General features: G+C 62.0%; 36 protein-coding genes. All 36 read right to left on the bottom strand.

Annotation, left to right across the window (positions count from 1 at the left end):
- Window positions 1–2: 2 nt before the first annotated feature.
- Window positions 3–860, bottom strand: a complete 858-nt coding sequence (locus NKJ72_RS18335; RefSeq protein ID WP_502894261.1) for a DMT family transporter — start codon at window positions 858–860, stop codon at window positions 3–5.
- Window positions 861–928: 68 nt separating this feature from the next.
- Window positions 929–1,909, bottom strand: coding sequence for an RluA family pseudouridine synthase (locus NKJ72_RS18330; protein ID WP_352478798.1), 981 nt, complete (start codon window positions 1,907–1,909; stop codon window positions 929–931).
- Between the two features lie 62 nt (window positions 1,910–1,971).
- The gene (locus NKJ72_RS18325) at window positions 1,972–2,310 is read right to left on the bottom strand and encodes a DUF190 domain-containing protein (RefSeq protein ID WP_352478796.1); all 339 of its coding nucleotides are present in this window, start codon (window positions 2,308–2,310) and stop codon (window positions 1,972–1,974) included.
- Complete coding sequence (crcB, locus tag NKJ72_RS18320) at window positions 2,307–2,678, bottom strand: fluoride efflux transporter CrcB (RefSeq protein ID WP_254817401.1); 372 nt, start codon at window positions 2,676–2,678, stop codon at window positions 2,307–2,309. Before crcB (NKJ72_RS18320) ends, NKJ72_RS18325 begins: the two co-directional genes overlap by 4 nt.
- Before the next feature lie 125 nt (window positions 2,679–2,803).
- A complete protein-coding gene (gene crcB / locus NKJ72_RS18315) occupies window positions 2,804–3,190 on the bottom strand; it encodes a fluoride efflux transporter CrcB (protein ID WP_352478794.1) in 387 nt (128 codons plus the stop codon).
- Window positions 3,191–3,221: 31 nt separating this feature from the next.
- Complete coding sequence (locus NKJ72_RS18310; RefSeq protein ID WP_352478793.1) at window positions 3,222–4,052, bottom strand: aspartyl/asparaginyl beta-hydroxylase domain-containing protein; 831 nt, start codon at window positions 4,050–4,052, stop codon at window positions 3,222–3,224.
- 136 nt (window positions 4,053–4,188) lie between these two features.
- Window positions 4,189–5,499: a replication-associated recombination protein A gene (locus NKJ72_RS18305; RefSeq protein WP_352478791.1), complete on the bottom strand. Its 1,311-nt coding sequence runs from the start codon at window positions 5,497–5,499 to the stop codon at window positions 4,189–4,191.
- Between the two features lie 43 nt (window positions 5,500–5,542).
- Complete coding sequence (locus NKJ72_RS18300) at window positions 5,543–7,030, bottom strand: DegQ family serine endoprotease (RefSeq protein WP_352478789.1); 1,488 nt, start codon at window positions 7,028–7,030, stop codon at window positions 5,543–5,545.
- A gap of 193 nt (window positions 7,031–7,223) precedes the next feature.
- The gene (gene rplQ / locus NKJ72_RS18295; RefSeq protein ID WP_023675127.1) at window positions 7,224–7,655 is read right to left on the bottom strand and encodes a 50S ribosomal protein L17; all 432 of its coding nucleotides are present in this window, start codon (window positions 7,653–7,655) and stop codon (window positions 7,224–7,226) included.
- Window positions 7,656–7,771: 116 nt separating this feature from the next.
- Window positions 7,772–8,782, bottom strand: a complete 1,011-nt coding sequence (locus tag NKJ72_RS18290; protein ID WP_023675128.1) for a DNA-directed RNA polymerase subunit alpha — start codon at window positions 8,780–8,782, stop codon at window positions 7,772–7,774.
- Window positions 8,783–8,886: 104 nt separating this feature from the next.
- On the bottom strand, window positions 8,887–9,276 hold the full coding sequence (rpsK, locus tag NKJ72_RS18285) for a 30S ribosomal protein S11 (RefSeq protein WP_023799279.1): 390 nt from the start codon (window positions 9,274–9,276) through the stop codon (window positions 8,887–8,889).
- Window positions 9,277–9,410: 134 nt separating this feature from the next.
- Entirely contained in the window at window positions 9,411–9,779 is a 369-nt protein-coding gene (gene rpsM, locus NKJ72_RS18280; protein WP_006205445.1) for a 30S ribosomal protein S13, read from the bottom strand.
- A 198-nt stretch (window positions 9,780–9,977) separates the two neighbouring features.
- Window positions 9,978–10,589, bottom strand: coding sequence for an adenylate kinase (locus NKJ72_RS18275; RefSeq protein ID WP_352478786.1), 612 nt, complete (start codon window positions 10,587–10,589; stop codon window positions 9,978–9,980).
- Window positions 10,586–11,926: a preprotein translocase subunit SecY gene (secY, locus tag NKJ72_RS18270; RefSeq protein WP_023675130.1), complete on the bottom strand. Its 1,341-nt coding sequence runs from the start codon at window positions 11,924–11,926 to the stop codon at window positions 10,586–10,588. Before secY ends, NKJ72_RS18275 begins: the two co-directional genes overlap by 4 nt.
- 191 nt (window positions 11,927–12,117) lie before the next feature.
- A complete protein-coding gene (rplO, locus tag NKJ72_RS18265; protein WP_352478784.1) occupies window positions 12,118–12,591 on the bottom strand; it encodes a 50S ribosomal protein L15 in 474 nt (157 codons plus the stop codon).
- Window positions 12,592–12,613: 22 nt separating this feature from the next.
- On the bottom strand, window positions 12,614–12,811 hold the full coding sequence (gene rpmD / locus NKJ72_RS18260) for a 50S ribosomal protein L30 (RefSeq protein ID WP_006205449.1): 198 nt from the start codon (window positions 12,809–12,811) through the stop codon (window positions 12,614–12,616).
- 24 nt (window positions 12,812–12,835) lie between these two features.
- Window positions 12,836–13,399, bottom strand: coding sequence for a 30S ribosomal protein S5 (gene rpsE / locus NKJ72_RS18255; RefSeq protein ID WP_006333394.1), 564 nt, complete (start codon window positions 13,397–13,399; stop codon window positions 12,836–12,838).
- Window positions 13,400–13,482: 83 nt separating this feature from the next.
- Window positions 13,483–13,842 carry a 50S ribosomal protein L18 gene (rplR, locus tag NKJ72_RS18250; protein WP_352478782.1) on the bottom strand — a complete coding sequence of 120 codons (360 nt, stop codon included), beginning with the start codon at window positions 13,840–13,842 and terminating at the stop codon, window positions 13,483–13,485.
- 85 nt (window positions 13,843–13,927) lie between these two features.
- On the bottom strand, window positions 13,928–14,461 hold the full coding sequence (gene rplF / locus NKJ72_RS18245; protein ID WP_023675133.1) for a 50S ribosomal protein L6: 534 nt from the start codon (window positions 14,459–14,461) through the stop codon (window positions 13,928–13,930).
- 88 nt (window positions 14,462–14,549) lie between these two features.
- The gene (gene rpsH, locus NKJ72_RS18240; protein ID WP_006205453.1) at window positions 14,550–14,948 is read right to left on the bottom strand and encodes a 30S ribosomal protein S8; all 399 of its coding nucleotides are present in this window, start codon (window positions 14,946–14,948) and stop codon (window positions 14,550–14,552) included.
- A 12-nt stretch (window positions 14,949–14,960) separates the two neighbouring features.
- On the bottom strand, window positions 14,961–15,266 hold the full coding sequence (gene rpsN / locus NKJ72_RS18235) for a 30S ribosomal protein S14 (RefSeq protein WP_352478780.1): 306 nt from the start codon (window positions 15,264–15,266) through the stop codon (window positions 14,961–14,963).
- A gap of 27 nt (window positions 15,267–15,293) precedes the next feature.
- Window positions 15,294–15,872, bottom strand: a complete 579-nt coding sequence (gene rplE, locus NKJ72_RS18230; RefSeq protein ID WP_008875670.1) for a 50S ribosomal protein L5 — start codon at window positions 15,870–15,872, stop codon at window positions 15,294–15,296.
- A complete protein-coding gene (rplX, locus tag NKJ72_RS18225) occupies window positions 15,865–16,179 on the bottom strand; it encodes a 50S ribosomal protein L24 (RefSeq protein ID WP_254817150.1) in 315 nt (104 codons plus the stop codon). Before rplX ends, rplE begins: the two co-directional genes overlap by 8 nt.
- A gap of 12 nt (window positions 16,180–16,191) precedes the next feature.
- Window positions 16,192–16,560, bottom strand: a complete 369-nt coding sequence (gene rplN, locus NKJ72_RS18220; protein WP_006205457.1) for a 50S ribosomal protein L14 — start codon at window positions 16,558–16,560, stop codon at window positions 16,192–16,194.
- An 82-nt stretch (window positions 16,561–16,642) separates the two neighbouring features.
- Window positions 16,643–16,882: a 30S ribosomal protein S17 gene (gene rpsQ, locus NKJ72_RS18215; protein WP_023675136.1), complete on the bottom strand. Its 240-nt coding sequence runs from the start codon at window positions 16,880–16,882 to the stop codon at window positions 16,643–16,645.
- 11 nt (window positions 16,883–16,893) lie between these two features.
- Window positions 16,894–17,094, bottom strand: a complete 201-nt coding sequence (gene rpmC, locus NKJ72_RS18210) for a 50S ribosomal protein L29 (protein ID WP_006205459.1) — start codon at window positions 17,092–17,094, stop codon at window positions 16,894–16,896.
- Between the two features lie 13 nt (window positions 17,095–17,107).
- Window positions 17,108–17,521, bottom strand: a complete 414-nt coding sequence (gene rplP, locus NKJ72_RS18205) for a 50S ribosomal protein L16 (protein ID WP_006205460.1) — start codon at window positions 17,519–17,521, stop codon at window positions 17,108–17,110.
- 27 nt (window positions 17,522–17,548) lie between these two features.
- Window positions 17,549–18,274 (bottom strand): 30S ribosomal protein S3, encoded by a 726-nt coding sequence (gene rpsC, locus NKJ72_RS18200; protein WP_023675137.1) that lies wholly within the window; start codon window positions 18,272–18,274, stop codon window positions 17,549–17,551.
- A complete protein-coding gene (gene rplV / locus NKJ72_RS18195; protein ID WP_006205462.1) occupies window positions 18,274–18,663 on the bottom strand; it encodes a 50S ribosomal protein L22 in 390 nt (129 codons plus the stop codon). Before rplV ends, rpsC begins: the two co-directional genes overlap by 1 nt.
- 2 nt (window positions 18,664–18,665) lie before the next feature.
- Window positions 18,666–18,944, bottom strand: a complete 279-nt coding sequence (gene rpsS, locus NKJ72_RS18190) for a 30S ribosomal protein S19 (protein WP_006205463.1) — start codon at window positions 18,942–18,944, stop codon at window positions 18,666–18,668.
- 16 nt (window positions 18,945–18,960) lie between these two features.
- Window positions 18,961–19,794, bottom strand: a complete 834-nt coding sequence (rplB, locus tag NKJ72_RS18185; RefSeq protein ID WP_023675138.1) for a 50S ribosomal protein L2 — start codon at window positions 19,792–19,794, stop codon at window positions 18,961–18,963.
- 22 nt (window positions 19,795–19,816) lie between these two features.
- Window positions 19,817–20,110 carry a 50S ribosomal protein L23 gene (locus NKJ72_RS18180; protein WP_006205465.1) on the bottom strand — a complete coding sequence of 98 codons (294 nt, stop codon included), beginning with the start codon at window positions 20,108–20,110 and terminating at the stop codon, window positions 19,817–19,819.
- Window positions 20,107–20,727 (bottom strand): 50S ribosomal protein L4, encoded by a 621-nt coding sequence (rplD, locus tag NKJ72_RS18175; RefSeq protein WP_023675140.1) that lies wholly within the window; start codon window positions 20,725–20,727, stop codon window positions 20,107–20,109. The genes NKJ72_RS18180 and rplD overlap by 4 nt, the downstream gene beginning before the upstream one ends.
- Window positions 20,727–21,455, bottom strand: a complete 729-nt coding sequence (gene rplC / locus NKJ72_RS18170; protein ID WP_254817149.1) for a 50S ribosomal protein L3 — start codon at window positions 21,453–21,455, stop codon at window positions 20,727–20,729. The genes rplD and rplC overlap by 1 nt, the downstream gene beginning before the upstream one ends.
- A gap of 96 nt (window positions 21,456–21,551) precedes the next feature.
- The gene (gene rpsJ, locus NKJ72_RS18165; RefSeq protein WP_006205468.1) at window positions 21,552–21,860 is read right to left on the bottom strand and encodes a 30S ribosomal protein S10; all 309 of its coding nucleotides are present in this window, start codon (window positions 21,858–21,860) and stop codon (window positions 21,552–21,554) included.
- Window positions 21,861–21,923: 63 nt separating this feature from the next.
- Window positions 21,924–22,246: EF-Tu C-terminal domain-related protein (locus NKJ72_RS18160; protein WP_502901861.1), on the bottom strand; the 323-nt coding region annotated here is incomplete at its 5' end.

Here is a 22,246-nt window from a genome sequence, read left to right as displayed (position 1 = left end):
GCTCATCCGGGGGCTTGTTTTCGGGCCGGCCGGTTGACGATGATAAGACCGGCGGCGATGAGGCCGAGTGCCAGGAAGATACGAACTGTCAACGGCTCGTTCAAGAAGACGGCGCCGCAGAGCACACCGAACACCGGCGACAGGAAGGTGAAGCTCGACAGTCCAGATGCAGGGTAGCGCCGGAGCAGCCAGAACCACAGAACATAGGTGAACGCGACGACGTAGACGGCCTGGAACAACAGAGCCAAGGTCGGCAGAACTGCAAAGCTGCGGACTGGCGGGCCGGCAAAAGGCATCACCAAAATCCCGACGACGGCGGCCCCGGCCAGCTGATAGAGCAGCAGCTTTTCGGCGCTGGCCGTCACCAGCTTCGATCGCTTGATGACGATATTGGTCACGGCCCACAGAATGCCGGCGCCGAGACTGAGCAAATCGCCGCTCAATGTTGCGCCGCCATTGGCGCTCAGTTTGTCGGAAAACACCGCGACCAGTCCGGCGAAAGCGAGCAGAAGACCAACGAGCTTGCGTGCCGTGATGCTTTCACCCAGCAGGAAATGGCCGCCGACCAGCATCCAGAACGGCATGGTGTTGACCAGCAAGGTGTTGCGCACGACGGTGGTGTGTTCGAGCCCGACATACAGAAACAGGAACTCGAGACCGAAAAGCGCGCCTGCCAGAATGCCGGCGACGAGGGTCTTGTCGGGCGTGAACAGCGCGATGCCGCGCCAGCGGCACCAGCCGAAAACACACAGGCCGCCGATCACCGAGCGGGCGATCGACAGGAAAACGGGATCGTAGCCGGCATAGGAGATCTTGGCGGCGACGTAGTTCAGCCCCCAGGAACAAGTCAGCCCAACCATGATGGCGGAGGCCGCCAGATCGACCGCGTCACGGCGGTCGAGCGTATCTGTGGCGACGCCCACCGGCCCTAGTCCTCCGCGCTTGCGTCGTCGAAGCCGATCAGGTTCCAGCTCTGGCGCATGTGCGGCGGCATCGGCGCGGTGATGTCGACGAACCCCTTATCGGGATGCGGGATGACGATGCGGCGGGCGTGCAGATGCAGACGGTTCTGCATGCCGCCGGGAAAATCCCAATTGGTGTCGGCCTCGAAATATTTGGGGTCACCGATGATCGGGCAGCCGATATGCGCGGCGTGGACACGAAGCTGGTGGGTGCGGCCGGTATACGGCTCCATCTCCAGCCAGGTCATCGTCTGTGCAGCCTGCTCGATGACACGGTAGTAAGACACGGCGTGGTCGGCGCCCTTTTCGCCATGCTTGGCGATGCGCACGCGATCGCCGTCGGGCGTCGGTTCCTTAATCAACCAGGTCGAGATCTTGTCCTCGCGCTTCGGCGGCACACCCTTGACCAGCGCCCAGTAGGTTTTCTTCGTCTCACGCGCCCGGAACGCTTCGGCGAGCTTCATGGCGGCGAGCCTTGTACGGGCGACAACCAGAACACCCGACGTGTCGCGGTCGAGCCGGTGCACCAGACGCGGCTTCTCGCCCTTTTGGTTGCGCCAGGCTTCCAGCATGTCGTCGACATTGCGGGTGACCCCCGAGCCGCCTTGCACCGCCAGGCCGGCCGGCTTGTTGAAGACAAAGACCTTCGGGTCCTCATGGATCAGCATCTTGGCTAGGACATCGGCGTCGCCCTGGTTGCGTATCGAATGGCCGGTCAGCGGGCTTTCGCCTTTCTTGTCGACTTCGAGCGGCGGCACACGCACCGTTTGGCCGGCTTCGACGCGGGTATCGGCCTTCACCCTGCCGCCGTCGACGCGGATCTGGCCGGAACGCAGCAGCTTCTGCAGATGACCAAAACCGAGACCGGGGAAATGGCTCTTGAACCAGCGGTCGAGCCGCATGCCCGCCTCACCGGCGTCCACTGTGATCTGTTCAACGCCTGCCATGATTCCAATCGCCGTTTTGCAGGCATGCAACGGCATTCGCCGGCACCCGCAATCTCACTCGGTTATTCGTTGTCGGTTCCATATTGCAGAACCTGAACTTTCTCCAGCGTAATCAAACCACTTGTCATGATTGTTTCAAGAACGGGCAGGAAACCGGCCAATTTTTCCTCGTCATCGACGATCTCGATGACCAGGGGCAGATCCTCCGATAGGCGGAGGATCTTCGTGGTGTGAAGCCGGCTGGAATGGCCGAACCCCATCGCGCCGCGCAGGACGGTCGCGCCGGCGATCTGCATTTCGCGGGCCCTCAGCACGATAACCTCATACAGCGGACGGCCATCTGCCTTGTCGTTTTCGCCGATAAATATGCGCAGCAATTGTGCCTGTGTTGGTATCTTCATTGCCTGGACCCTCTCAGCCGGTTGAGGCGAACTGCAAAGATGTGGCCGAGCCAGACGGCGGCAAGCCAGGCCACCACGGAGATCGCGATATTGAGTCCAGCCGCCAGAAACCTCCCGCCTTGCGCGAGGGTGAGCGTTTCAAGGCTGAAGGCCGAGAAGGTCGTCAGGCCGCCACAGAAGCCGGCCATGAAGAACTGGCGCTGCAGCGGACCGGCGAAGACACGACCATCCGGTCCCGTCAATGTCGCGTAGAAGCCGATGAGGAATGAGCCGACAATGTTGACGAGGAGTGTGCCGAAGGGAAATCCAGCGCCCCACAGGGCAGTGCTCGTCGATGAGGCAAGCGCCCGCAGCACACCGCCGATCATGCTGCCTGCGGCCACGGTCGCATAGAGCCGAACCGCTTCGGAGGTTCTGCGCCAACCAATGAGACGTCCGCCATGCCCGGCCGCGGCAGTCTCCGTCCCGTCGTGGCGGAGCTTCCGCGGGCCGCTCACGGCGCCCCGCTGCCAATCAGAAGACTTCCCGCGGCAAAGCCCAGCGTCACGCCGCCGAGGCTCAGGAAAACCGAAAGCAGCACATTTCCGCCGGCGCGCAGCCATTCGCCCTCGCGCGCCAGTGCCAGCGTCTGCAGGCTGAAGGAAGAGACCGTAGTGTAGCAGCCGAGGCCGCCGGTGACGGCAAAGGCCCAGATGGCGGGCATGCCGTCGCGCGTCACCGCATGCGCAACGACACCGATTGCAAACGCTCCCGAGACGTTGACCACCATCGTGCCCCAGGGAAAGGTCTCGCCAACCCGGCGGGCGACGAAGCCGGACAAGAAGAAGCGGGCCATTGCGCCGATCGCGCCACCAAGGCAGACAAGCAACAGATCATACATCGTGCTCCCTCGCACCGGTCACACTACGGTGTCAGGCGGCTCCGGCCTTCTTCGGCTTGCTGGAGGCGATCATCTTCCAGTTTTTGTAGAACATGGCATTGATGCGCTCGACGCTGACCGAAACGATGGCCAGGAGGCTCGCGATCAGACCGGGAAACGGCGACGGGCGAATGATGTCCATGAACACACAGTAGCGGCGCCCGTCATACTGGTTGACCGAGCGATGCAGTAGTGTGTCATCGAAGATGAACAGCGGGTTCTCGTGCCAGTAGTTCTTGGCGTTGCCGCACTCGACAAACACTTCCGATTTCACCGGGATGAGGTTGTAGAGAATGCGCAGGCTGAGCCGGAGCGGGCCAAAGTGCCAGGAAGTCGATTCCCTGCCGCTGAAAACAGAAACGGCAATCGTCTTGATATATTTGAAATCCTTGTTGAATTCGGCAACGTTGTCTATTTTGTGCTTGCCATACCACTGATAGACATACATGCCGCGCCGGCCGCTGCCGAAATTGGCGTCGATATCGGCGATGATCTCGTCCTTGCGCGCCTTAAATACGTCCAGGACCTCGTTGACCTCGCGTTGATAGTCCGGAGGAAACTGGTCCAGTTTCCAGATACCCCGGTTTCTGTAGCACAGCAGATCGACCAGCAGATTGAAGGGCGAAAGCAGCCAGGTGAAGATGCCGTTGCCGAGGAAATAACCACTGAACAGGGCCCAGTTCTTGTTGTCGTTGCGCAACACGTCGATCAGACCGAGGACAATGAAAATTGTCATCAGGATGGGAATGAAATAAAAGCCGAGCGCCAGCAGCGGGATCGCTATGGCGAACTTCCGAAGGGTCTTGCGAGATTTTTTTGTCATTTTTCCACGCGCCAGGCGCGATTCCATTCTGAATATCGTCGGTACGTTTCTGGCCTGTCCGCCGGCCGAAGGCGCATCTTGATAGGGTTTTTTGTCACGCCAGACAACGGCGATCACGCCACTGTGCGACTGGCAGCTATTTTTCTCGCTCGCTGCGCAGCTTCGCCCAATAATCCAGCCGCTTCCTGATATCGCGCTCGAAGCCGCGCTCGGGCGGGTCGTAGAATGTCTGCCTTCCCATCTTCTCCGGAAAATAGTCCTGGCCGGAAAAAGCGTCGGGCTCGTCGTGGTCGTAGCGATAGCCGGCGCCGTAATCTTCCTGTTTCATCAGCTTGGTCGGCGCATTGAGAATGTGCTTGGGCGGCAGCAGCGAACCGAATTCCTTCGCCGCCTGTGTGGCGGCCTTGAACGCGGTATAGACTGCATTGGATTTCGGCGCGGTAGCGAGATAGACGGTCGCCTCGGCGAAGGCCAGTTCGCCCTCGGGCGAGCCCAGATAGTCGTAGGCGTCCTTGGCGGCGTTAGCGACGACGAGCGCCTGCGGGTCGGCTAGCCCGATATCCTCCATCGCCATGCGCACCAACCGGCGCCCGAGATAAAGCGGATCTTCGCCGGCGTCGAACATGCGGGCCAGATAGTAGAGGGCCGCGTCGGGATCGGAGCCGCGCACCGATTTGTGCAAGGCGGAGATCAAATTGTAATGGCCGTCCTGGCCTTTGTCGTAGATCGGCGCGCGGCGCTGGACGATGCGCTGCAGAGCTTCGGCGCCGAACACCTCCTTTGATTTCGCTGCGCGCCAGACCTCTTCGGCGAGCGTCAGCGCCGCGCGGCCGTCGCCGTCGCTCATGCGGATGAGCATCGCCCGCGCGTCTTCATCGAGCGGCAGCGCCCTGCCCTCTGCCTGCTCGGCCCGCGCCAGCAGCTTGGCGATGCTGTCCTCGCCGAGCGAGTGAAAGACCAGCACGCGCGCGCGCGACAAAAGCGCGGCGTTAAGCTCGAAGGACGGGTTCTCGGTGGTGGCGCCGACCAGCACGACGGTGCCGTCTTCCATCACCGGCAGAAAACTGTCCTGCTGAGCGCGGTTGAAGCGATGGATCTCATCGACGAACAGCAGTGTCTGGCGGCCGTTCGAGCGGCGCAGCTTAGCTGCCTCGAACACTTTCTTCAGGTCGGCAACGCCGGAAAACACGGCCGAAATCTGTTCGAAGACGAGGCTTGTCTCTCCGGCAAGCAGCCGTGCGACCGTTGTCTTGCCGGTGCCGGGCGGGCCCCAGAAAATCATCGAACCGAGCGAGCCGGAGCCGATCAGCCGCGTCAGCGCGCCGTCGGGTCCGGTCAGGTGCTCCTGGCCGACGACCTCGCCAAGGTTCTTCGGGCGCAGACGGTCCGCCAGCGGCCTGCCGGGCGGCGTCTTTTCCGGTTCATCGACACTGAACAGATCGGCCATGCAACTTCTTCTGCCTGGAGCCCGATCATGCTGACGGTCGGGCTCAGTAACGCAACACCTGGCGCAGTATCTGCCCGCCGCGCTCGACGGTAAAGCGCCACCAGCGCGTATCCTGCTGGGCTACCTGTTCCAGGGTCGCCGCCTTGTCGATCGTCAGGCCATTGACCTCACGCACGATGTCGCCCGGCTGGAATCCAAAATCGGCAGCGGGCGAATCGCGGTTGATGTCGACCACGGTTACGCCTTTGACATCGGTGCGCAGACCGAGCCGTTGGGCAAGCCGTGGCGACAGTTCAGCAACCTTGGCGCCGGAAAACGGGCTGCGGCCGCGCAATGTGAGTTCCGCAGCTTTGGCGCCTTCGGGCGGTCGTTCCAGAGCGATGTCCATCGTCGCCTGCTGACCCTTGCTCAGAACGCCGAAGCTGGCGTTCGTACCAATCGACAGCGTCGCCATCCGGTAGTCCAGCGCCCCGACGCTCTCGACCGGCTTGCCGTTGAGCGACAGCACTACGTCGCCAGGCTTGAGCCCTGCCTTGGCCGCGGGTCCCGCCTCTTCGACTGAAGAAACCAGCGCACCGGTCGGTTTGTCCATGCCAAGCGATTCCGCAATCTGCGGCGTCACCGCCTCGAACTCGGCACCGGCATACGGCCGCTCGAAGAAGTCGAGCCCGGCCTTGGCCGCATCGGCGAAAGCGCGGACCATGTTCGAAGGGATGGCAAAGCCGATGCCGATCGAGCCGCCGCTACGGCTGTAGATCGCCGTGTTGATGCCGATCAGCTGCCCTCCCATGTTGACCAGCGCGCCGCCGGAATTGCCGGGATTGATGGCCGCGTCGGTCTGGATGAAGAAGCTGGAATCGGAGACGCCGATATGGCTGCGCGCCACCGCCGAAATGATGCCGCTGGTGGTGGTCTGGCCGACCCCGAACGGATTGCCGATCGCCAGCACCAGGTCGCCAACCTCGAGCGCGTCGGAATCGCCGATGGCGATCACCGGGAACGGCTTGTCGGAAGAAATCTTGAGCACGGCGAGGTCGAGCGTCTCATCCTTGAGCAGCACCTTACTGTCGAATTCGCGCCCGTCGGCGGTCGCGACCTTGACCTGGTCGGCGTCCTTGACGACATGGAAATTGGTCACCACGACGCCGGTCGGATCGACCAGTACCCCCGAACCGAGCGACGACTGCGCGCGCGGCTGCGAGCGGCCGAAGAACTCCTCGAAAAACGGATCGCCGTCGAAGGGTGACGCCACCTTGGCGGTCTGCGAGGCGTAGACATTGACTACAGCCGGCGCCGTCTGCTTGACCAGCGGCGCAAAGGACAGCTGCACCTCCTCGCGGCCGAACGGCACGCGCTTGTCGGGGCCGGAGGTGGCGTTTTCGCCTTCGACGCCATGCAACAGGTCGGTCAGCACGTCGGACAGACCAGGATCTGGCTTGGTCTCCTCCGCCAGCGCGTGCCTGGCCGCCGGCACGACGGCCAACGCCATCAAGGCGCAGATCAGAACAATGGACAGCCGTTTAACGCGCATTCCGAATCCTCCAAGTCGGGCGCCATTGTCCTGACGATTGTGCAAAATGAAAGGCTAAGCCGCTGAAATGCGATTATTTTGGGTAGTCGCCGCAAAAACCGGTGACCAAACCCCTACCAGCCCTGCCCGGTTACCTTCGGAAACAGAAAAGGGGCCCGGAGGCCCCTTTTGAACTTCTCAGGAAAGCCGAGCCTTATGCGGCCGCGGCTTCCTCTTCGGTGCCTTCAGCCTCGATGCGGGCACGGTCGCCGGCGCCCTTGGCCGAGGTGTCGCGGTCGACGAACTCGATGACCGCCATTGCCGCGTTATCACCGTGGCGGAAGCCGGCCTTCATGATGCGCAGATAGCCGCCGTTGCGGGTGGCATAACGTGGCGCGATGGTATCGAACAGGCGTTTGACGACGCCTTCATTGCCGATCTGGGCAATAACCTGGCGGCGGGCGTGCAGGTCGCCGCGCTTGCCGAGCGTCACCAGCTTCTCGACGATCGGACGCAAATCCTTCGCCTTCGGTAGCGTGGTGAGTATCTGCTCGTGCTCGATAAGCGACACGGCAAGGTTGGCAAACATCGACTTGCGATGGCTTATGCTGCGGGCGAACCGGCGGCCTTTAAATCCGTGGCGCATGGCTCTTCTCCTTCATTGCGGTTTCAAGAGGCCTGAGCCCCAGTTGGTTAGCCGCATGATCTTGTCCGAAAAGTCTGCAACTTTTTGCTGCGCTGACCTTCGGTTCGGGATCATGCTTAATATTGATCTTCGTAACGCTTGGCGAGGTCTTCGATGTTTTCCGGCGGCCAGTCCGGCACTTCCATGCCGAGATGCAGGCCCATCGCCGCCAGGACTTCCTTGATCTCGTTCAGCGACTTGCGGCCGAAGTTCGGGGTGCGCAGCATCTCGGCTTCGGTCTTCTGGATCAGGTCGCCGATGTAGACGATGTTGTCGTTCTTCAGGCAGTTGGCAGAGCGCACGGAAAGCTCGAGCTCGTCGACCTTCTTGAGCAGCGCCGGGTTGAAGGCAAGCTCGGTAACCTGCTCGGCGGCGACTTCCTTCTGCGGCTCGTCGAAATTGACGAACAGGCCGAGCTGGTCCTGCAGGATGCGAGCGGCGAAGGCCACTGCGTCCTCGCCCGAGATCGAACCATCGGTCTCGATGGTCATGGTCAGCTTGTCATAGTCGAGAACCTGGCCCTCGCGGGTGTTCTCGACCTTATAGGAGACCTTCTTGACCGGCGAATACAGGCTGTCGACGGGGATCAGCCCGATCGGCGCGTCCTCGGCGCGGTTGCGGTCGGCCGGCACATAGCCCTTGCCGGTGTCGACGGTGAATTCCATGCGGATTTCAGCGCCCTCGTCCAGCGTACAGATGACGTGGTCGGGATTAAGGATCTCGACGTCGCCAACCGTCTGGATGTCGCCGGCGAGAACCGCACCCGGTCCCTGCTTGCGTACGACCATGCGCTTGGGGCCGTCGCCTTCCATGCGGATGGCGATTTCCTTGATATTCAAGACGATGTCGGTCACGTCCTCGCGGACGCCGGCGATGGACGAGAATTCATGCAGAACGCCGTCGATCTGCACGGCGGTCACAGCCGCGCCACGCAGCGAAGATAGAAGCACGCGGCGCAGCGCGTTGCCGAGGGTGAGGCCGAAGCCGCGCTCGAGCGGCTCGGCGACGAGCGTGGTCAGCGTCTTCTTCTTCGACGAGAACTCGATCTTGTTCGGCTTGATCAGTTCTTGCCAATTTTTCTGGATCATAGTGCTTTCCTTCCGTTGTCCCGCCACCATCCAATCGTGGCGGGCGACCTGGAATGCCGTGGAGGAGCGCCCTTGAGGCGCTCGCGCGGCGTTCGGTAAATTCTTTAGACGCGGCGCTTCTTGCGCGGGCGGCAACCATTGTGCGGGATCGGCGTCACATCACGGATCGAGGTGATGGTGAAGCCGGCGGCCTGCAGCGCGCGCAGCGCCGATTCACGACCGGAGCCGGGTCCACAGACCTCGACCTCGAGCATGCGCATGCCGTGTTCTTGGGCCTTCTTGGCAACATCTTCGGCGGCCATCTGGGCAGCGAACGGGGTCGACTTGCGCGATCCCTTGAAGCCCTGGGCTCCAGCCGACGACCAGGCAATCGAGTTACCCTGCGCGTCGGTGATGGTGATCATCGTGTTGTTGAAGGTCGAATTGACATGGGCAACGCCCGACGAGATGTTCTTGCGTTCGCGACGGCGAACACGAGTGGCTTCCTTGGCCATGATGGTCCTTTCAGTTGATCTCTACACCGCCGTAATGCCAGCGGCTCCACCAGGGAGAAGGCAGTAGGGGAATATGGCAGTAGGGCAGTATGTCTGCCGTTCCTATTACTGCCCTACTCCCTTACTGCCCTAAATTACTTCTTCTTTCCGGCAATCGACTTGGCTGGGCCCTTGCGGGTGCGCGCATTGGTATGCGTGCGCTGGCCACGAACCGGCAGCGAGCGGCGGTGACGCAGGCCGCGGTAGCAGCCGAGGTCCATGAGTCGCTTGATGTTCATCGACACTTCGCGGCGCAGGTCGCCCTCGACCTGATAGTCGCGGTCGATGGTCTCGCGGATCTGCAGCACTTCCGCGTCGGTCAGCTGGTTGACGCGACGCTCGGCCGGGATGCCGACCTTGTCGACGATCTCCTGGGCGAACTTCTTGCCAATGCCGTGAATGTATTGAAGCGCGATGACGACGCGCTTGTTGGTCGGAATGTTGACGCCGGCTATACGAGCCATGTTCTTCTCTTCTCCATGTAGGCCGGGCGAGCCGGCGCTTCAAGTTGCCCCGCGTCCGGTGGAGGCCGGCCCTTGCGGGAGTTTCCAGTTCAAAGCGGCCTGCCTTGCCCTTGCGGACAAGCAAGCCTCATGCCTGATAGGAAGACGGGCCGCCATACCCCAGCGGGCCGCTCCAGTCAAGCGCAATCGTTCGATTCTCTAGCCGGCCGCTCGGCCAACCTGCCGGGTCGTCGCCCTGAGCACCGCCTCGATCTGCTGCGTCACCGCATCGATGTCGGCCATGCCATCGACGCCCCTAAGTTTGCCCTTGGCATAGTAGTAGCCGATCAGCGGCGAGGTTTTCTTGTAATATTCCCTCAAGCGTTCTTCGAACACCGCTGGACTGTCGTCCTTGCGCACTGGCAGGCCTGCGGCCTTGGCTTCTTCGGCGCGCTTGACGATTCGGCCAACCAGCGCCTTGTCGTCGACGACAAATTCGATGACCGCGTCTAGCTCCAGTCCGCGATCCGACAGCATTTCCTCAACGGCGTCCGCTTGCACCAGAGTTCGCGGATACCCGTCAAGGATGAAACCGTTTGCGCAATCAGCTTGATCGATGCGCTCGGCCACGATGGCATTGACGATAGCGTCGGACACCAGTTCGCCAGCGTCCATCACCGCCTTGGCGCGCTTGCCGACTTCGGTGCCGGCCTGAACAGCAGCACGCAGCATGTCCCCCGTGGAAAGCTGTGGGATGCCGTGTCGTTCTACCAGTCTCTGTGCTTGTGTCCCCTTGCCCGCCCCCGGCGGTCCAAGCAATATCAACCTCATCTGGCCTTTTTCCCCCCGCGCAGCTTCGACTTCTTGATCAGGCCCTCATACTGGTGCGCGATCAGGTGACCCTGAATCTGCGCCACCGTATCGAGCGTTACACTGACCACGATCAGGAGCGAAGTGCCACCAAGGTAGAACGGTACGCCAGTCGCTGAAATCAGGAACTCGGGCAGCAGACACACCAGCACCAGATAAATGGCGCCGACGACGGTGATGCGGGTGAGCACATAGTCGATATAGTCCGCAGTGCGCTCGCCCGGACGATAGCCCGGGATGAAACCAGAATGCTTCTTGAGCTGGTCGGCGGTGTCCTTCGGATTGAAGACGATCGCCGTATAGAAGAAGGCGAAGAACACGATCATCGCCGCGTAGAAGGCCATATAAAGCGGCTGGCCGTGGCCGAGCGCCGCCAGGATGGTGCTAGCCCATGCAGGCATATTGGTGGTCTGCGAGAAGCCGGCGACGGTCGCAGGCAGCAGCAGCAGCGACGAGGCGAAGATCGGCGGAATGACGCCGGACGTGTTGAGCTTCAGCGGCAGATGCGAGGTATCGCCCTGGAACATGCGATTGCCAACCTGGCGCTTGGGATACTGGATCAGCAGGCGGCGCTGGGCGCGCTCGAAGAAGACGATCAGCGCGATGACGATGATGGCGAGCACGATGATCGCTAGGATCAGGCCGGTCGACAAGGCGCCGGTGCGGCCAAGCTCCAGCGTGCCGGAGATGGCGCGCGGCAGGCCGGCGACGATGCCGGAGAAGATGATCAGCGAAATGCCGTTGCCGATGCCGCGGGCGGTGATCTGCTCGCCAAGCCACATCAGGAACATGGTGCCGCCGACCAGCGTGACGACGGTAGAGATGCGGAAGAACATGCCGGGATCGTTGACGATGCCATTGCCGCCCTCAAGCCCGACCGAAATGCCGTACGCCTGGACCAGCGCCAGAAGCACTGTGCCGTAGCGCGTGTACTGGTTGATGATCTTGCGGCCCTGCTCGCCTTCCTTCTTCAGCGCTTCCAGCGACGGAATGACCGAGGTCATCAGCTGCATAATGATGGAAGCGGAGATATAGGGCATAATGCCAAGGGCAAAGATCGCCATGCGCTGCACGGCGCCGCCGGCGAACATGTTGAACATGCCGAGCACGCCCTTGCTCTGCGACGAGAAGGCCTGGGCGAAAGCGTCGGGATTGATGCCGGGCAGCGGGATGTAGGTGCCAAGACGGTAGACGAGCAGCGCGCCGATGGTGAACCAGATGCGCTTCTTCAAATCCTCGGCTTTGGCGAAGGCCGAAAAATTCAGATTCGAGGCTAGTTGTTCAGCAGCCGAAGCCATGCCTGATTCTCCGCTTGGTCACGCTCGATGCCCGCAGCTCAGGCGGCGCGTGTCACCGAAGCTCACGAGATAAGCTCCGGACTGCAAACATGCAAGCGGCCGCGTTGATGCGGCCGCCACATCTGTCGGATCAAAGCACGACCGCAGGCAAAACCGAATTCCGCCTTTGCCGAACGTGCTTCAAATTGCCGTTACTCGGCGGCTGCCTGCTCAGGCAGTTTCACCGAGCCGCCGGCCTCTTCGATCTTCTCGATCGCGGCCTTGGAGGCTCCGGCCACGTCGAAGGCAAGCTTGGCCTTGATGTCGCCGTCCGAAAGGATGCGCACGCCGTCCTTGACGCGACGGATGACGCCGGCCGCAACCAGCGCCTCGGCCGTCACAACTGTCTTAGCGTCAAGCTTCTTGGCATCGAGCGCCGCCTGGATGCGGGCCAGCGACACGACAGTGAAGCTCTTGGCGAAGATATTGTTGAAGCCGCGCTTCGGCAGACGCCGGTAGAGCGGCATCTGGCCACCCTCGAAGCCGTTGACGGCGACACCGGAGCGCGCCTTCTGGCCCTTGACGCCGCGACCGGCGGTCTTGCCCGAACCGGAACCGATGCCACGGCCGAGACGCTTCTTGGAATGCGTCGCGCCGTCCTTGTCACGCAGATCATTGAGTTTCATCTGGATTCTCCTGCGCTCTGGCTCAGCCCTCGTCCACGACGCGGACGAGATGCTGGACGGCAGCGATCATGCCGCGCACGGAGGGCGTATCCTCCAGCGTGCGCTGCTTGTGCATCTTGTTGAGGCCGAGGCCGACCAGCGTTGCGCGCTGCTCCTTCGGCCGGCGGATCGGTGAACCGATCTGCTCGACGGTGATGGTCTTGGTTGCTTTCTTGGCCATGGTCAGATCCCTGGTCAGCGTCGACTATTCTTCAGCCGCAACGGCGGTGCCGCGGCGGGCCTGAAGGGTCGAATACTTGATGCCGCGCGCGGCAGCCACATCCTTCGGATGCATCTGGCTCTTCAGCGCGTCGAAAGTGGCGCGAACCATGTTGTAGGGGTTCGAAGAACCCATCGACTTGGCGACCACGTCATGCATGCCGAGCGTCTCGAATACGGCGCGCATCGGGCCGCCGGCGATGATGCCCGTACCTTGCTTGGCGGCGCGCAGCAGGACACGTCCCGCTCCCCAGCGTCCCTCGACGTCATGGTGCAGCGTGCGGCCCGAGCGCAACGGCACGAAGATCATGTCGCGCTTGGCCGATTCGGTCGCCTTGCGGATCGCCTCCGGCACTTCACGCGCCTTGCCGTGCCCGAAGCCGACGCGGCCCTTCTGGTCGCCGACGACAACGAGTGCTGCAAAGCCGAAGCGCCGGCCGCCCTTGACGACCTTGGCGACACGGTTGATGTGGACGAGCTTGTCGACCATGCCGTCGTCGCGTTCTTCGCGATCACGGCCGCGGCCGCCATCCCTACGTTCCTGTGCCATATCCTGTTCCTTGTTTTTTTCCGGAAGCACGGTTGATGATGATATCCGGCGGCCTCTGTGGGTCGCCGGGGCAAATTTCGTTTTTAGAAGCTCAGACCACCTTCACGTGCAGCCTCGGCAAGCGCCTTGACGCGGCCGTGGTAGATGTAGGCGCCCCGGTCGAAGACGACTTCCTTGATGCCGGCCTTCGAGGCACGCTCGGCGATCAGCTTGCCGATGGCAGCTGCGGCCGCGGTGTCGGCGCCGGTCTTGAGCGAGCCCTTGAGCTCCTTCTCAAGCGTCGAAGCAGCCGCGATGGTGTGGCCCTTGGTGTCGTCGATCACCTGGACATAGATGTTCTTCGACGTGCGATGGACCGACAAACGCGGACGATCGCCGGCAACCTTTTTGATCTGGCGGCGGACGCGCTGAGCGCGGCGTTGGGTGGATTCTTTCGAGCCCATGATATCAGTTCCTTGCCTTCAAAAAACGGGGGCAACCATATGCGGTAGGACGAGCCTCCCGCGACCGCTCCCCGCGGCGTTAAAATTACTTCTTCTTGCCTTCCTTGCGGACGATCTTCTCGCCAGCATAGCGGACGCCCTTGCCCTTGTAGGGCTCGGGGCTGCGGTACTCGCGGATCTCGGCGGCAACCTGACCGACCTGCTGCTTGTCGATGCCGGTCACGGTGATTTCCGTCGGCTTCGGCACCGAAATCGTCACGCCCTGCGGCGTCTCGTAGACAACGTCGTGGCTGAAGCCGAGCGCCAGCTGCAGGTTCTTGCCTTGCATGGCGGCGCGATAGCCGACGCCGGTGATCTCGAGCTTCTTTTCGAAGCCGTCCTTGACGCCCTGCAGGATGTTGACGATCTGCGTGCGCGACATGCCCCATTTGGAACGGGCGGTCTTGGTCTGGTCGCGCGGCTGGACAGCGATCTCGCTGCCTTCCATCTTGACCAGCACTTCGTCGTTCACCACGAACTTCAGCTCGCCCTTCGGACCCTTCGCCGTCACGGTCTGGCCGTTGACGGTCGCGGTCACGCCCTGCGGCAGCGAAACGGGTTTCTTTCCAATACGAGACATTCTGTTGTCCTCGTCACTTCTCTTGTTTCAGGTCTCGGTTTTCGGGACTTGATCCCGAAAGCCGGATTCCAACGGGTCACACACCAGATCAGAAGATCTGGCAGAGGATTTCCCCGCCGACATTCTGTTCGCGCGCTTCGTGGTCGGCCATCACACCCTTCGGCGTCGAAAGAATGGCGATGCCGAGGCCGTTGGCGACGTGTGGTATCGACTTGGCGGAAACGTAGACGCGGCGGCCGGGCTTCGAGACCCGGGCGATTTCGCGCACCACCGGCGCACCGTCGAAATACTTCAGCTCGATCTCGATTTCGGACTTGCCGTTGTCGAAGTCGGTCTGGCTGTAGTCGCGGATATAGCCTTCGGCCTTCAGCACGTCGAGGACACGGGTGCGCAGGCGCGAAGCCGGCGTCGAAACGCTCGACTTCTTACGGCCATACGCGTTGCGGATGCGGGTCAGCATATCGCCGAGAGGATCGCTCAATGACATGTTATGTCCTCCTTACCAGCTCGACTTGACCAGGCCCGGGATCTGGCCGTTATTGCCGAGATCACGAAGCGCGATACGCGATACTTTGAGCTTGCGATAATAGGCACGCGGACGTCCGGTGACTTCGCAGCGGTTGCGGATGCGGGTCTTGGCCGAGTTGCGCGGCAGCGCCGAAAGCTTCAGCTGAGCGCGGAAGCGCTCTTCCATCGGCTTGGCCTGATCCATGATGATCGCCTTGAGCACCTTGCGCTTGGCAGCGAACTGGTCCGCAAGCTTGCGGCGCCTGTTGTTCTTCTCGACTGAGCTGGTCTTTGCCATTTCAGATTTTTCCTTTTCTCGCTGCCGTTACTGGCGGAAGGGGAAGTTGAAGGCCTTGAGCAATGCCCTGGCTTCGTCGTCCGTCTTCGCAGTCGTACAAACGATGACGTCCATGCCCCAGATCTGATCAACCTTGTCGTAGTTGATCTCCGGAAACACGATGTGTTCCTTGATGCCCATGGCATAGTTGCCACGGCCATCGAAGCTCTTCGGGTTGAGCCCGCGGAAGTCGCGGACGCGCGGCAGTGCGATGTTCACGAGGCGGTCGAGGAACTCGTACATGCGTTCCTTGCGCAGCGTGACCTTGGCGCCGATCGGCATCTTCTCGCGGACCTTGAAGCCGGCGATCGAGTTGCGGGCGCGGGTGACAACGGCCTTCTGGCCGGCGATCATTGCAAGGTCTTCGGCCGCGATCGAAGGCTTCTTCGAATCGCCGGTCGCCTCGCCGACGCCCATGTTCAACACGATCTTGTCGATGCGCGGAACCTGCATCTCGTTCTCGTAGCCGAACTGCTCCTGCAGCGCCTTGCGAATGGTCTCGTTGTAGACCTGCTTGAGGCGCGGCGTGTTCTGGGCAGTTGCCTGCTTGGTTTGAGCCTTAGCCATTGATGACTTCTCCCGAGCGCTTGGCGACGCGCACCTTCTTGCCGTCCTTCTGGAAGATGAAGCCGACGCGGGTCGGCTTGCCATCCTTGGGGTCGGCCAGCGCGATGTTCGACAGCTGGATCGGCGCTTCCTTGGTGATGATCCCGCCCTCTTGGGACTGGGACTGCTTCTGATGACGACGGATCAGGTTGACGCCGCGCACCAGCGCGGTGTCGTCCTTCGGCTGCACCGAAAGGACTTCGCCCGAACGGCCCTTGTCCTTGCCGGCCAGCACGACGACCTTGTCGCCTTTTCTAATCTTTTGCATTGGTCCGGCTCCTTACAGCACTTCAGGCGCGAGCGAGATGATCTTCATGTGGTTCTTGGCGCGGAGTTCGCGCGGAACCGGTCCGAAGATACGCGTGCCGATCGGCTCTTTCTTGTTGTCGACGAGAACGGCTGCGTTCTTGTCGAAACGGATCACGCTGCCGTCCGGGCGGCGGATGTCCTTGGCCGTGCGAACCACGACCGCCTTCATCACATCGCCCTTCTTGACGCGGCCGCGCGGGATGGCTTCCTTGATCGACACCACGATGATGTCGCCCACGGAAGCGTATTTCCGCTTCGAGCCGCCCAGCACCTTGATGCACATGACACGACGGGCGCCGGAATTATCCGCGACGTCGAGGTTTGTTTGCATCTGAATCATGACTGGCCGCCTTCTTCTTTTCTAACGGGACGGGTTTCTCACCCCTCCCCGGTCTGTCCAAAATTCGTTTCGTTGGCCCTGATCAGGCCTGGTCCGAAGACACCACGACCCAGCGCTTGTCCTTGGAAATCGGCTTCGATTCCTGGATGAACACCTGATCGCCGACCTTGTGGGCGTTGTTCTCGTCGTGCGCCTTGTACTTCTTGGTCATGCGCACGGTCTTCTTCATCACGGGATGCGTGAAGCGCCGTTCGACCTTGACGACAACCGTCTTCTCGTTCTTGTCGCTGACGACGGTGCCCTGCAGAATGCGCTTTGGCATGGTTTTCGTCCTTAAGCCTTCTTGGCCGCGGACTTTTCCGCAGCGATGGTCTTGATACGCGCAATGTCCTTGCGGACCTGCCTCACGCGCGCGGTCTTCTCAAGCTGGCCGGTGGCCTTCTGGAAGCGCAGGTTGAACTGCTCCTTCTTCAGGCTGGCCAGGTCGTCGGTCAGCTGGTCCTGGGTCTTGGTCCGGATGTCTTCGGCTTTCATGATCAGCCCGTCCTTATTCTGCGATGCGCTGTACGAAGCGCGTCCTGACCGAGAGCTTGGCCGCGCCGAGACGCAGCGCCTCACGGGCGGTTTCCTCGTTGACGCCGTCGATCTCGAACATGATGCGACCCGGCTTGACGCGTGCCGCCCAGTAGTCGACCGCGCCCTTGCCCTTACCCATACGGACTTCAGTCGGCTTCGACGTAACCGGCACGTCCGGGAAGATACGGATCCACACCCGGCCGGCGCGCTTCATCTCGCGGGTGATCGCGCGGCGGGCCGCCTCGATCTCACGCGCGGTGACGCGGTTCGGCTCAAGCGCCTTCAGCCCGAAACCACCGAAATCCAGGTTGGTGCCGCCCTTGGCGGTACCGTGGATGCGGCCCTTGAACTGCTTGCGGAACTTTGTGCGCTTTGGCTGCAGCATCGTTCTAACTCCAAATTCCTGACTGTCTTACGCGTTTTCGCGACGGCGACCGCGCTCGCGCTCACCACCACCGCCATGCGCATGATCGCCCTCGGTGGCGCGGCGCTCCGATGCCATCGGGTCGTGCTCAAGGATTTCGCCCTTGAACACCCATACCTTGACACCGCAGATACCGTAGGCCGTATTCGCCTCGGCCGTGCCGTAGTCGACGTCGGCGCGCAACGTATGCAGCGGCACGCGGCCTTCGCGATACCATTCCATGCGCGCGATCTCCGCGCCGCCGAGACGACCGGCGCAGTTGATGCGGATGCCTTCGGCACCGAGGCGCATCGCCGACTGGACGGCGCGCTTCATGGCGCGGCGGAACGCGATGCGGCGCTCGAGCTGCTGGGCGATCGACTGGGCGACCAGGGTCGCGTCGATCTCCGGCTTGCGCACTTCGACGATGTTCAGATGCGTCTCGGACTTGGTCATCTCCATCAGCTTCTTGCGAAGCTTCTCGATGTCGGCGCCCTTCTTGCCGATGATCAGGCCCGGACGCGCCGCATGGATGGTGACGCGGCACTTCTTGTGCGGACGCTCGATCACGACCTTCGAGATCGCAGCCTGCTTGAGTTCCTTCTCAAGATATTTGCGGATCTTGATGTCCTCGTGCAGCAGCTTGCCGTACTCGCCGGTGTTCGCGAACCACCGCGAATCCCAGGTGCGGTTGATGCCGAGACGCAGACCGATCGGATTGACTTTCTGGCCCATTATGCGGCCTCCCCTTTTTCTTCGACTTCACGAACGACGATCGTGAGGTGCGAGAACGGCTTCTCGATACGGCTGGCGCGACCACGGCCACGGGCATGGAACCGCTTCATGACAATCGACTTGCCGACATAGGCTTCCGCCACGATCAGCGCATCGACGTCGAGGTCGTGGTTGTTTTCTGCGTTGGCGATCGCCGATTCCAGCGTCTTCTTGACCGTGCCGGAAATCCGCTTGGCCGAGAATTCGAGGTCGGAAAGCGCTGTCGCGACCTTCTTGCCGCGGATCAGCGCGGCAACCAGGTTCAGCTTCTGCGGGCTGATACGGATCGTGCGCAACACGGCGCGCGCTTCGTTGTCAGCAAGCCTGCGCGGAGCTTTGGCCTTGCCCATGATTATTTCCTCTTCGCCTTCTTATCCGCGCCGTGACCGTAATAGGTCCGGGTCGGAGCGAATTCACCGAACTTGTGACCGACCATGTCCTCGTTCACCGAGACGGGAACGTGTTTCTGGCCGTTGTAGACACCGAAGGTGAAGCCGACGAACTGCGGCAGGATGGTGGAGCGGCGGCTCCACATCTTGATCACCTCATTGCGACCACCTTCACGAACCTTGTCCACCTTCTTCAGAAGGTAGCCGTCGATGAAGGGGCCTTTCCAAATCGAACGAGTCACTTGGCGTTACCTCTTCTTAGCTCTTGCGCTGATGGCGCGAGCGCAGGATGAACTTGTCGGTCGCCTTGTTGGACCGCGTCTTCTTGCCCTTGGTCGGCTTGCCCCAGGGCGAAACCGGATGGCGGCCACCCGAGGTGCGGCCTTCGCCGCCGCCATGCGGATGGTCGACCGGGTTCATGGTCACGCCGCGATTGTGCGGACGTTTGCCACGCCACACGGTGCGGCCAGCCTTGCCGTCATTGATGTTGCCGTGGTCCGGGTTGGACACGGCACCGACAGTGGCCATGCAGGAGCCGTGGACGACACGCTGCTCGCCCGAATTGAGGCGCAGGATCGCCATGCCCTGGTCGCGGCCGACGAGCTGGCCATAACCACCGGCCGAACGGGCGACCTGAGCGCCCTTGCCAGGCTTCAGCTCGATATTATGGACGATCGTGCCGACCGGCATCGAGGCCAGCGGCATCGCATTGCCCGGCTTCACGTCGACCGATTCACCGGCTACGATCTTGTCGCCGGGAGCCAGACGCTGCGGGGCGATGATGTAGGACAGCTCGCCATCGTCGTACTTGATCAGCGCGATGAAGGCGGTGCGGTTCGGATCGTACTCGATACGCTCAACCGTACCGACGACGTCGAACTTGCGGCGCTTGAAGTCGATGATGCGGTAGGTGCGCTTGTGACCGCCGCCGATGAAGCGGGCCGTGATGCGGCCGTAATTGTTGCGGCCGCCCGACTTGGTCAGGCCTTCGGTCAGGCCCTTGACGGGCTTGCCCTTGTAGAGGCCCGAGCGGTCGACGATGACCAGCTGACGGGTGCTCGGCGTTACCGGGTTGAATTTTTTCAGTGCCATTGTTCTGTCCTCGCGACCTTGCTCAGAGACCCGTCGCGACGTCGATCGACTGGCCGTCGGCCAGCGTCACAACCGCCTTCTTGACGTCGCTCTGGCGGCCGATCGTGCCGCGGAAGCGCTTGATCTTGCCCTTGCGGACAAGCGTGTTCACAGCCATCACCTTGACGCCGAACAGCGCTTCGACGGCGGCCTTGATTTCCGGCTTCGACGCCTTCTTGGCGACATTGAAGACGACCTGGTTCTGCTCGGAAGCCATGGTCGACTTTTCGGTGATCGCCGGCGAGACGATCACGTCGTAGTGACGAAGGTCGGTCATTTGAAGCGCTCCTCGAGAGCCTCGACGGCGGCCTTGGAAAGGACCAGCGTGCCGCGGCGCAGAATGTCGTAGACGTTGATGCCCTGGATGGGCAGCACGTCGATGTTCGGGATGTTGGTCGCCGCCAGCTTGAAATTCTTGTCAAGCTCGGCGCCGCCGATCACCAGGGCGTTGCTCAGGCCCAGCGTCGCGAAATTCGCGATCAGTGCCTTGGTCTTGGCCTCGGTCAGCTTCAGCTCGTCGATGATGATGATCGACGCGCTTTTGGCCTTGGCCGAAAGCGCATGCTTGAGACCGAGCGCACGCACCTTCTTCGGCAGATCGTGCTCGTGGCTGCGCACGACCGGGCCGTGGGCCTTGCCGCCGCCGCGGAACTGCGGAGCGCGAGCCGAATGGTGACGGGCGCGGCCGGTACCCTTCTGCTTGTACATCTTGGCGCCGGTGCGGGCGATTTCCGCGCGGCCCTTGGCCTTGTGCGTGCCCTGCTGCTTCTTGGCGAGCTGCCAGCGCACGACGCGCTGCAGGATGTCCTCGCGCGGATCAAGGCCGAAAATCTCTTCGGAGAGCTTCAGCTTGCCGGCGTCCTTGCCGCCAAGCGTTGTAATCTTGAGGTCCATTATTCCGCTCCCTCTGTGGCCGGGGCCTCGTTCTTGGCGGCACCATCGGTTGCAACGGCGCGGATCGCGGCGGGCTTCGGCGCATTGGCCGGAAGCGCAACCTTGGCCGCATCGCGGACCAGGATCCATGCACCCTTCGAACCCGGGACCGCACCGCGGATCAGGATCAGGCCACGATCGGCGTCGGTCGAGACGACCTCGACATTCTGCGTGGTGACGCGGGTGTCACCCATGTGGCCGGCCATATGCTTGCCCTTGAACACCTTGCCCGGATCCTGGCGCTGGCCGGTCGAACCGTGTGTACGGTGCGACACCGAGTTGCCGTGCGTGGCGCGGCCGCCACCCATGTGGTGCCGCTTGATGACGCCCTGGAAACCCTTGCCGATCGTGGTTCCCGTCACATCGACCTTCTGGCCGACGACGAAATGCTCGACGGTGATCTCGGCGCCGACATCGATCATGTTGTCGGCGGAGACGCGGAACTCGGCAACCTTGGCCTTAGGCTCGACGGAAGCGGACGCGAAATGGCCGCGCATCGCCTTCGACGTGTTCTTCACCTTGGCAAGGCCAACGCCGAGCTGGACGGCGGTATAGCCGTTCTTCTCCTGCGTGCGCTGCGCCACGACCTGGCAGTTCTCCATCTGGAGAACAGTGACGGGAACATGTTCCCCGGCATCGTTGTAGATGCGGGTCATTCCCACCTTCTTTGCAATCACACCTGAACGCATCGGTTCAATTCCTTTAGAGTTCCCTGTCGGGGCTGTCGCCCCTCCACGCCTCTTGTTCCTTCAGAGTTCCGGGTCGCCCCGCTGACCTCTGGTTCCTTAGAGCTTGATCTCGACGTCGACACCGGCGGCCAGGTCGAGCTTCATCAAAGCATCGACCGTCTGCGGGGTCGGGTCGACGATGTCGAGCAGACGCTTGTGCGTGCGCATCTCGAACTGCTCGCGGCTCTTCTTGTCGACGTGAGGCGACCGGTTGACCGTGAACTTTTCGATCCGCGTCGGCAGCGGAATTGGGCCGCGGACGTTGGCGCCGGTGCGCTTGGCGGTCGACACGATTTCCCGTGTCGAGGCGTCGAGCACCCGGTGATCAAACGCCTTCAGGCGGATGCGGATATTCTGTCCGTTCATGCGTCACTTCCTTGTTCTGGCGCGGCGCGGGCAGCGCCCGCGACAGATCGGTTTAAGTCCAAATTACTCTTTGATGGTGACGACGATGCCGGCACCGACGGTGCGGCCGCCTTCACGGATGGCGAAGCGCAGCTTCTCTTCCATGGCGATCGGCACGATCAGCTCGACATCGACGGTGATGTTGTCGCCCGGCATCACCATCTCGGTGCCTTCCGGCAGCGACACGATGCCGGTCACGTCCGTCGTGCGGAAATAGAACTGCGGACGGTAGTTGGTGAAGAACGGCGTGTGGCGGCCGCCCTCGTCCTTGGTCAGGATGTAGGCTTCGGCAACGAACTTCTTGTGCGGCTTGACGGTGCCGGGCTTGGCCAGGACCTGGCCGCGCT

Source organism: Mesorhizobium sp. M0045 (assembly GCF_040323385.1).
Taxonomy (GTDB): domain Bacteria; phylum Pseudomonadota; class Alphaproteobacteria; order Rhizobiales; family Rhizobiaceae; genus Mesorhizobium.
Note: the sequence above shows the minus strand (reverse complement) of the source record. Positions and strands in the feature narration are given on the sequence as shown.